8 protein-coding genes and 1 pseudogene are annotated in these 7,986 nt (G+C 58.4%); 4 read left to right on the top strand and 5 right to left on the bottom strand.

All coding sequences use genetic code 11. The features are described 5' to 3' along the window. Together V7Q10_RS15315 and V7Q10_RS15310 are read right to left on the bottom strand one after the other, a co-directional pair. Window positions 1-600: pseudogene (locus tag V7Q10_RS15315) on the bottom strand (hypothetical protein); the annotation flags it as partial. A 141-nt stretch (window positions 601-741) separates the two neighbouring features. Next, complete coding sequence (locus V7Q10_RS15310; RefSeq protein ID WP_333870005.1) at window positions 742-1,194, bottom strand: molybdopterin-dependent oxidoreductase; 453 nt, start codon at window positions 1,192-1,194, stop codon at window positions 742-744. A 326-nt stretch (window positions 1,195-1,520) separates the two neighbouring features. Here V7Q10_RS15310 and V7Q10_RS15305 point away from each other — a divergent pair, with 326 nt between their 5' ends. After that, a complete protein-coding gene (locus tag V7Q10_RS15305) occupies window positions 1,521-2,123 on the top strand; it encodes a response regulator transcription factor (RefSeq protein WP_333870004.1) in 603 nt (200 codons plus the stop codon). A gap of 211 nt (window positions 2,124-2,334) precedes the next feature. Here V7Q10_RS15305 and tsf read toward each other — a convergent pair whose 3' ends face one another. Next, window positions 2,335-3,231 carry a translation elongation factor Ts gene (tsf, locus tag V7Q10_RS15300; RefSeq protein WP_333870003.1) on the bottom strand — a complete coding sequence of 299 codons (897 nt, stop codon included), beginning with the start codon at window positions 3,229-3,231 and terminating at the stop codon, window positions 2,335-2,337. A 96-nt stretch (window positions 3,232-3,327) separates the two neighbouring features. Next, window positions 3,328-4,086, bottom strand: a complete 759-nt coding sequence (rpsB, locus tag V7Q10_RS15295) for a 30S ribosomal protein S2 (RefSeq protein ID WP_333870006.1) — start codon at window positions 4,084-4,086, stop codon at window positions 3,328-3,330. Window positions 4,087-4,334: 248 nt separating this feature from the next. Between rpsB and V7Q10_RS15290 the strand changes: the two genes are divergently transcribed. The 3 genes from V7Q10_RS15290 to V7Q10_RS15280 are packed head-to-tail and all read left to right on the top strand — an operon-like array spanning window position 4,335 to window position 6,903. After that, window positions 4,335-5,225, top strand: a complete 891-nt coding sequence (locus V7Q10_RS15290; RefSeq protein WP_333870002.1) for a PfkB family carbohydrate kinase — start codon at window positions 4,335-4,337, stop codon at window positions 5,223-5,225. Next, window positions 5,222-6,154: a pseudouridine-5'-phosphate glycosidase gene (locus tag V7Q10_RS15285; protein WP_333870001.1), complete on the top strand. Its 933-nt coding sequence runs from the start codon at window positions 5,222-5,224 to the stop codon at window positions 6,152-6,154. Before V7Q10_RS15290 ends, V7Q10_RS15285 begins: the two co-directional genes overlap by 4 nt. Window positions 6,155-6,198: 44 nt before the next feature. Beyond that, a complete protein-coding gene (locus V7Q10_RS15280) occupies window positions 6,199-6,903 on the top strand; it encodes a DUF502 domain-containing protein (protein ID WP_333870000.1) in 705 nt (234 codons plus the stop codon). Here the strand turns inward: V7Q10_RS15280 and V7Q10_RS15275 are convergent. Beyond that, window positions 6,900-7,670, bottom strand: a complete 771-nt coding sequence (locus V7Q10_RS15275) for a 3-hydroxybutyrate dehydrogenase (RefSeq protein WP_333869999.1) — start codon at window positions 7,668-7,670, stop codon at window positions 6,900-6,902. The two genes, V7Q10_RS15280 and V7Q10_RS15275, sit on opposite strands and share 4 nt — an antisense overlap. Between the last annotated feature and the right edge of the window lie 316 nt (window positions 7,671-7,986).

The raw sequence follows: 7,986 nt of genomic DNA, 5'->3' as shown, positions 1-7,986 counted from the left end.
AAGCTCGACCTCGCGCGCATGGCGCTGCGACAGCCTGCCGAAATGCAGCAATAACACCACCAGCAACAGCAACAAGACAACCATTAACGCGGTCAGCGCGCCGACCTTGACCAAAGTCTCGACGATCTGCCCGCGCTGTGCATCGGCATTGACCGCAAACAGCCGCAGCGCCGCAAGCGAGAGCCCGCGCACCTTTGGCCGCACCAGGTTAGCGTCACGTTCCAACTGGGGCAGGGCGGCTTGCAGCCCTGGATCGGGGCCATCTATCAGCGGCAAATAGCCGTCCAGAAAGCTGCGGATTTGCGACAAGGGCAGCATATAGGTGTCTTTGCTGCGCAGCGGCTCGAAGACCTTGCCTTGCAAGAAGGTATTGGTACGGCTGTAGACAATATTATAGCTGGTGCGCACCTGCGACAAAGCTGCGCGACCGGCAATGGCCTCGCTAACCGCTTCTTTGAAATTCAGAAACTCGACATCCAGCTGCGACAGGGTCCATTGAGTGTTGTCCGAACTGGCCGAAGCCTGCGACTGAATGCCATTGCGCACATTCAGACCAAGCGTCGCTATGCCGACCATACAGAGTGCTAAGACACAGGCCATAAACACACCAAACAAGGCGCGTGTCGGTCCGCTGCGTCTTAAAGGCCGCTTTTTCAAAATATTGACCCCAAAAAGCCTTCACTTGCCAAAGGCTGCAATAACACTCAACCGTGGAATGACTTAGCCCCGTAACATCTGCCGCTAATTTTCCAATTCGATGCGCACCAACTGCCAGATGCTGCGCGAAAAAGTGGTTTCTGTTTGATATTCTTGTTTTGCATCATAGGGATAGATAAGCCACAGCGGACCCTTGTCGCGTACCGACATCGGCACGCCATCAATCGCAAAAGCAAGGATCGGCCCATCTGCCACGGCCTCGGTCAGTGGAATATCGACGACATAATCATTCACCGCATACATATTCATCACAGGCGCGGTGATGCCCAGCTTGTCCACCAAAGCCTTGAGGCTGACACCGCTGAACTCTGGCGTGCCTTCGGTCCAAACAGTCGAGGTTTTGAAGGAGGTAACGCCCAGATCTTTCAGCATTTCCAGATCAAAACTTGCTGAATGATCGCCATTGGTCAGCGCCAAATCGCCGGTGACCTGCAACACCACCTCGCCGCGCGGCTGCGGCAATCCTTCGGCAAACATCGGCGCAGCCATACAGAAAAAAAACGTAAAAACAGCCGCCACAACAGGTTTCATCCGAAGCATCCTCTGGTATCACTCGTCCAACACTTGGCGGTTGTGCCACGACTGGCGTATCAAATCATCCTCTCTTCGGGATATGAATATATACTTTAGTGTATAATTGCATTACAAATTGTTGAAAACATATTCTGATGATGAACTTTCGCAACCACAGGCTTATTGTTACTACCTTAAGGTCTACGAAACACTCATCGACATATGATCGGCGATACCTCAGGCTAGTTCAGAAGAATAGCGGGCGGGTTTAGGGCAAAACGGGAAGCAGAATGCGGATACTAGTAGCAGACGACCACGATCTTGTGCGCGAAACCATTGCGGCATTTCTGGAAAGCGAAGGCTTTGAAGAGGTGCGCATGGCCTCCAGTTTGGACGAAGCCTTGCGGGTTGTGCAAGCCTCTGGAACATTTGATCTGGTCTTTGTCGATTATGACATGCCCGGAATGGATGGCCTTGAAGGCCTGACGCGGATGATGGAGGCCAATGAGGGCCGTCCTGTGGCTTTGATCTCGGGGGCGATTACGCCTGCGGTTGCTGAACAGGCCTTGGCGATGGGGGCGGCGGGCTATGTGCCCAAAACGCTCGGCTCGCGTTCGATGGTGGCGGCGGCGCGCTTTATGGTCGCGGGCGAGATTTATGCGCCGATGAGCCTGATGAAAAAAGAACAATCGGCCAAAGACATGCTGCTGTCACCGCGCGAGATCGACGTGCTGCGCGGCATCTGCGAAGGCAAATCCAACAAAGAAATTGCGCGTGACCATGATCTGCAAGAGGTGACGGTCAAGCTGCACGTCAAAACCATGAGCCGCAAGCTGGTGGCGAAAAACCGTACCCATGCTGCGATGATCGCACGCGACCGCAAACTTCTGTAAGGCCCGAAGGGCGGTGTCATGCCGCCCTTTTTCATCAAATCCATTTATCCGATAATCATTATTATGTAATATATCTTACCGAACCGCACGCAGCCCTCGCATAGATAGTCCCAAAACCGAAACATCAACAAAACCCAGCGCCCGCAGACCTTATCCCATAAAAAAAGAGCCGGCATTGCTGCCAGCTCTCTTTCTCGGTCTGAAAATCAGATCAGCCTTTCAAAGTCTTGGCAACTTCGGCAGCAAAATCTTCTTTCTCTTTTTCGATGCCTTCGCCGCAAGCCATGCGCACAAAGCCCACAACCGTGACGCCTGCGTCTTTCGCAGCCTGCTCAACGGTGATGTCTGGGTTCATCACAAAAGCCTGACCCATCAGCGTGCTTTCGGCGACGAATTTCTTCATGCGGCCCGGAATAATGTTGTTCTGGATCACAGCATCTGGCTTTGGCTTGGCCGAAGCCGCGTTCTCTTCCAATGCCTTGGCGGTTTGCACAGCCAACTCGCGCTCAAGCACAACCGGATCAAGATCCGCTTCCGACAAAGCCAAAGGATTGGTTGCAGCGATATGCATGGCGATCTGCTTTGCAATGCCGTTGTCGGCACCGTTCACAGCGACCAAAACGCCGATCTTGCCCAAACCGTCAGCGGCTGCGTTGTGGACATAGGCGGCAACGGTTTCGCCTTGAACCGAAGCCATCCGGCGCAGGGTCATGTTCTCGCCAATAATCGCGATGGCCGAGCTCAAAGCGGTCTCAACCGATTTTCCGCCCAGATCAGCCGCTTTAAGCGCATCAAGGTCAGCCACTGTCAAAGCGGCTTCGGTGATGCCGCGCGCCAATGCTTGGAAATCAGCGTTCTTACCAACAAAGTCGGTTTCCGAGTTGATCTCAACAGCCACGCCGCGCCCGCCAGCCACAGCCACGCCCACAAGGCCTTCGGCAGCAACGCGGTCTGCCTTTTTGGCAGCCTTTGCAAGGCCCTTGGTGCGCAGCCAGTCAACCGCTGCTTCCATGTCGCCATTGGTTTCAACAAGCGCTTTTTTCGCGTCCATCATGCCTGCGCCGGTCGATTCGCGCAGGTCTTTCACCATAGTTGCGGTGATGGTCATGTCAGTCTCCTGAAATAAGAAATGGGTCTGGCGGGAAGAGGTGTTCAGCTTGCGCGCCACCCTACCCCCGCCAGTTGTCCGTTCCGTGACAGCCTATTAGGCTTCAGCGACAGCTTCTTCTTCTGGTGCCGTTTCCAGCGCGCCCAGATCGATACCGGCAGCGCCCATTTGCGCCGACATACCGTCCAAAGCTGCGCGGGCAATCAGCTCGCAGTAAAGTTGGATCGCACGGGCCGCATCGTCGTTGCCCGGGATCACATAGTCAACGCCTTTGGGCGAGTTGTTGGTGTCAACGATACCAACAACAGGAATGCCCAGCTTTTGCGCTTCCAAGATCGCAAGATCTTCTTTGCCCACGTCAACGACAAAAATCAGGTCAGGCGTACCGCCCATCTCGCGGATACCGCCCAAGGAAGCCTGCAGCTTGCCCTGATCGCGTTCCATCATCAGACGCTCTTTTTTGGTCAAGCCTTCGCCGCCAGCTGCCAGCAGCTCATCAATCTGCTTCAAACGCTGGATCGACTGGGAAACGGTTTTCCAGTTGGTCAGCGTGCCGCCCAGCCAGCGGTGGTTCATGTAAAACTGTGCGCAACGCTCCGCGGCTTCAGCCACTGGCTTTTGCGCCTGACGCTTGGTGCCCACGAACAAAATGCGGCCGCCCTTGGCAACCGTGTCGCGCACAACTTTCAGCGCCTGTTCCAGCATGGGAACGGTCTGCGTCAGGTCAAGAATGTGGATGCCGTTGCGGTCGCCGTAGATGTATTGCCCCATCTTCGGGTTCCAGCGCGCGGTCTGGTGGCCGTAGTGAACGCCAGCTTCAAGCAGCTGACGCATGGAAAACTCTGGAAGAGCCATGGTCTTATCCTTTCCGGTTTCTATCCTCGGCAAAGCTGTCTCAGACCTGCTGGTCCAACCGGCGGACGATACGGGATATCTCCCCGCAAAGCCCAAGCCTCACCTGTGAAGTGCGCGCCAACTACCCCATCCCCCGCCGCCTCACAAGTCAATTCCGCACTTCCGCTTTCATCTTGGCAAAAATATCCCCGCCGGAGGCTCCCCCAGCGCCCCTTGCACCGCGCTTTGGGATAGGCGAAGAAGCTCGCATGACACCAGATATCCTTTGTATCGGCTCTGTGCTTTGGGACATCATCGGCCGCTCGCCGCTGGCGATGCGGCTTGGCTCGGATGTGCCGGGGCGCATCACCCGCCTGCCGGGCGGCGTTGCGCTGAATATCGCAATGACCTTGGCGCGTTTCAACCTGCGCCCTGCCCTGCTTTCAGCCGTGGGTCAGGACGCAGCTGGCGACGATCTGGTTGCTGCCTGCGCGCGGATGGGGCTGATCACCGATCACCTCTACCGCTCGGCGGATCTTCCCACCGATGTCTATATGGCGCTTGAAGGCGCAAATGGTCTGATCGCGGCGATTGCCGATGCGCATTCGCTCGAGGCCGCCGGCGATAAGATCCTGCGGCCCTTGGCCGATGGCAGTCTTGGATCACACGCACAGCCTTGGGTGGGGATGGTGGCGCTTGACGGCAATCTGACCGTGGCGCTTTTGTCCGAAATCGCCAGCTCGCCGCTGTTTGCCGCCGCCGATCTGCGCATCGCCCCCGCCAGCCCCGGCAAGGCCGAACGCTTGCTGCCGCTGCTCGCTCACCCCACCGCCACGCTTTATGTCAATCTTGAAGAGGCAGGCCTGCTGTGCAAAGACAGCTTTGCCCAAGCCTCTGACGCCGCCGAAGCGCTTTTGGCGCGTGGCGCCGCGCATGTTCTGGTTACAAATGGCGGGCAAGACTGCGCCGAAGGCCTGCAACACAGCGGTGTCATCACCGCGTCACCTCCCCCCGTTATGGTCGCGCGCATCACCGGCGCGGGCGATACCTTTATGGCAGCCCATATCGTGGCCGAGCGCAAAGGGGCCTGCCGCGCCGACGCGCTTTCAGCCGCCCTGCGCGCCGCCGCCACCTATGTTTCAGGAGAACATGCTTCGTGACCCATCCCCTTCTGCAATTCTCGCCCGAAGTCGCCCAAGCCCGCGCCGAAGGCCGCGCGATTGTGGCGCTTGAATCCACCATCATCACCCATGGCATGCCGTTTCCGCAAAACGTCGAGGCCGCCCGCGCCGTCGAGGCCGAGGTGCGCGCGCACGGCGCCACGCCCGCCACCATCGCCGTGATGGGTGGCCGCATTTTGATCGGGCTGACCGACGCCCAGCTTGATGCCTTGGGCCAAGCCGCGCATGTGATGAAGCTGTCGCGCGCCGACCTTGCGGCCTGCTTGGCGCAGGGCAAGATGGGGGCGACCACGGTTGCCGCCACGATGATCTGCGCGCATCTTGCCGGCATCGACGTCTTTGCCACCGGCGGCATTGGCGGCGTGCATCGCGGTGCGGAAACCAGCTTTGATATCTCTGCCGATCTGCCCGAACTGGCGGCCACCGCGGTCACGGTGATTGCAGCCGGTGCCAAGGCCATCCTCGATCTGCCCAAGACCCTGGAATATCTGGAAACCGCAGGCGTGCCGGTGATCGCTTATGGCCAAGACGATTTTCCAGCCTTCTGGTCACGCTCTTCTGGGCTGAAAGCGCCCTTGCGGATGGACACCGCTGCCGAGATCGCGCGGGCGCAACTGCTGCGAACCAGCTTGGGTCTGCCGGGGGGCCAGCTGATCGCCAATCCGATCCCCGCGGGCGACGAGGTTGCGCGCGAAATCATTGATCCTGTGATCGAAACCGCCCTTGCCGAGGCCGCAGCCGCAGGCATTTTGGCCAAGGATGTCACACCTTTCCTGCTTGACCGCATCTTTGATCTGACCAAGGGTCAGTCACTGGTGTCAAACATTGCTCTTGTTTTGAACAATGCCCGTCTTGGTGCTGCGATTGCTTTGGAAATTACCGCGCAGCGGCCTGCAAAAACATTGTGAGACCGCCGCCCAGACCCTAGATTAGCCGTAACCAAGGAGCCGTGATGTCCGACCTGCCCCCCCCGCCCCCGCGCCGCTCGCTGTTTGGCGCTTTGCGCTCGTCTTTTCTGACCGGCTTGGTGGTGGTGCTGCCGGTTGGTCTGACGATCTATGTGGTCTGGGGGGTGATCGGCTGGATCGACGGCTGGATTTTACCGCTGATCCCCGAACGCTTTCAGCCCGAATTCCTGATCCACCAATGGTTTGGCCCCGAAGCGCGCTATCCGGTGCGCGGGGTTGGGGTGCTGGTGTTCTTGGTGTTTACCGCCATCGTCGGGGCCTTGGCGCGTGGGCTGATCGGGCGCAGCGTGATGCGGCGCGCCGAAAGCCTTGTTGACCGCGTGCCGCTGGTGCGCTCGGTCTATTCGGGTCTGAAACAGATCACCGAGACCTTCTTTGCGAAATCGGAAAAAAGCTTCGAGCATACCTGCCTGGTCGAATTTCCGCGCCCAGGCTATTGGGCGGTGGGCATGGTGGCCACCACGCCCAAGGGCGAGATTGCCGACAAACTGCCCGGCGACGAACCCAAAGTGGCGGTGTTTTTGGGGCTGACGCCAATGACCTCGGGGATTTTGCTGTTCGTGCCGCAAAGCGAAGTCATTGCGCTGGATATGAAAACCGACGAGGCGGTCAAGCTGATCGTCTCGGCCGGTTTGGTCTATCCGCAGCCCAAAGATGTGGTCGAAGCAGCGCTGGCGCAGCTGACCTAAAGTGCCGTCCAGCCGCCATCCACCGAAATCGTGGTTCCGGTGACCTGATCCGCCGCAGGGCTGCACAGATAAACCGCTGTGCCGCCGATCTGTTCAACGGTGGCAAATTGGCGCGAGGGTTGGCGCAGCAACATCACCTCGCGGATCACCGTGTCGCGGTCCATGCCATGCACCTTCATCTGATCGGGGATCTGCGCCTCGACCAAGGGCGTCAGCACATAGCCGGGGCAGATCGCGTTGCAGGTAATGCCCTCGCCCGCGCATTCCAGCGCCACGGTTTTTGACAGCCCGACGATGCCATGCTTGGCCGCCACATAGGCCGATTTGAACGGCGAGGCCGTCAGCCCATGCGCAGAGGCGATATTGACCACCCTGCCCCAGCCCCGAAGTCGCATCCCCGGCAGCGCCGCCGCCGTGGTGTGAAAGGCCGATGAGAGGTTAATCGCAATGATTTGATCCCATTTCTCGGTTGGAAATTCCTCGACCGGTGCCACGAATTGCACGCCGGCGTTATTGACCAGAATATCGCAGCCGCCCGCCTTTTCAATCAAGCCGCGACAGTCGGCGGCCTTCGACATATCGGCCGCAATATAGCGCACCTGCACGCCGTGGCGCGCGGCCAGATCAGCCGCCAGCGCGTGATCTTCGGGCCGGTCGGTAAAGCTGTTCAGCACCAGATCGGCCCCCGCACGCGCCAGCTCTTCGGCCACCCCAAGCCCGATTCCCGAGTTCGATCCGGTGACAATCGCGGTTTTGCGCTTCAGCATGCTGGCTCTCCTGATGATGTTGCAGCGCAGCATAACCGCTTTCGCCTGTAGTGCCAGAGTGCGCAGCGATTCTTCGCAAGATCGGCCAAAGCTGGCGCAGCTTTGGCTCCAGCTAAGTCAGCCAAGCGCAAAAAAAAACGCCAGCGCGAAGCTGGCGTTAAGTTATTGAGGCAGGTTTCATACAGGCAAGAAACCTATCGAGCAGTAGGGGTCTTATAGACCCGTTAAGAAGGCTCTCCAAGTTAAAAGTTTGATAAGTCGCAAAACCCCCCTTAGTCTGGCGACAATCTAGGGTCAGATTTGGGGGATTGTTGCG

The sequence above is a fragment of the Cypionkella sp. genome (genome assembly GCF_036782355.1).
Classification (GTDB): Bacteria; Pseudomonadota; Alphaproteobacteria; order Rhodobacterales; family Rhodobacteraceae; genus Cypionkella.
Note: the sequence above shows the minus strand (reverse complement) of the source record. Positions and strands in the feature narration are given on the sequence as shown.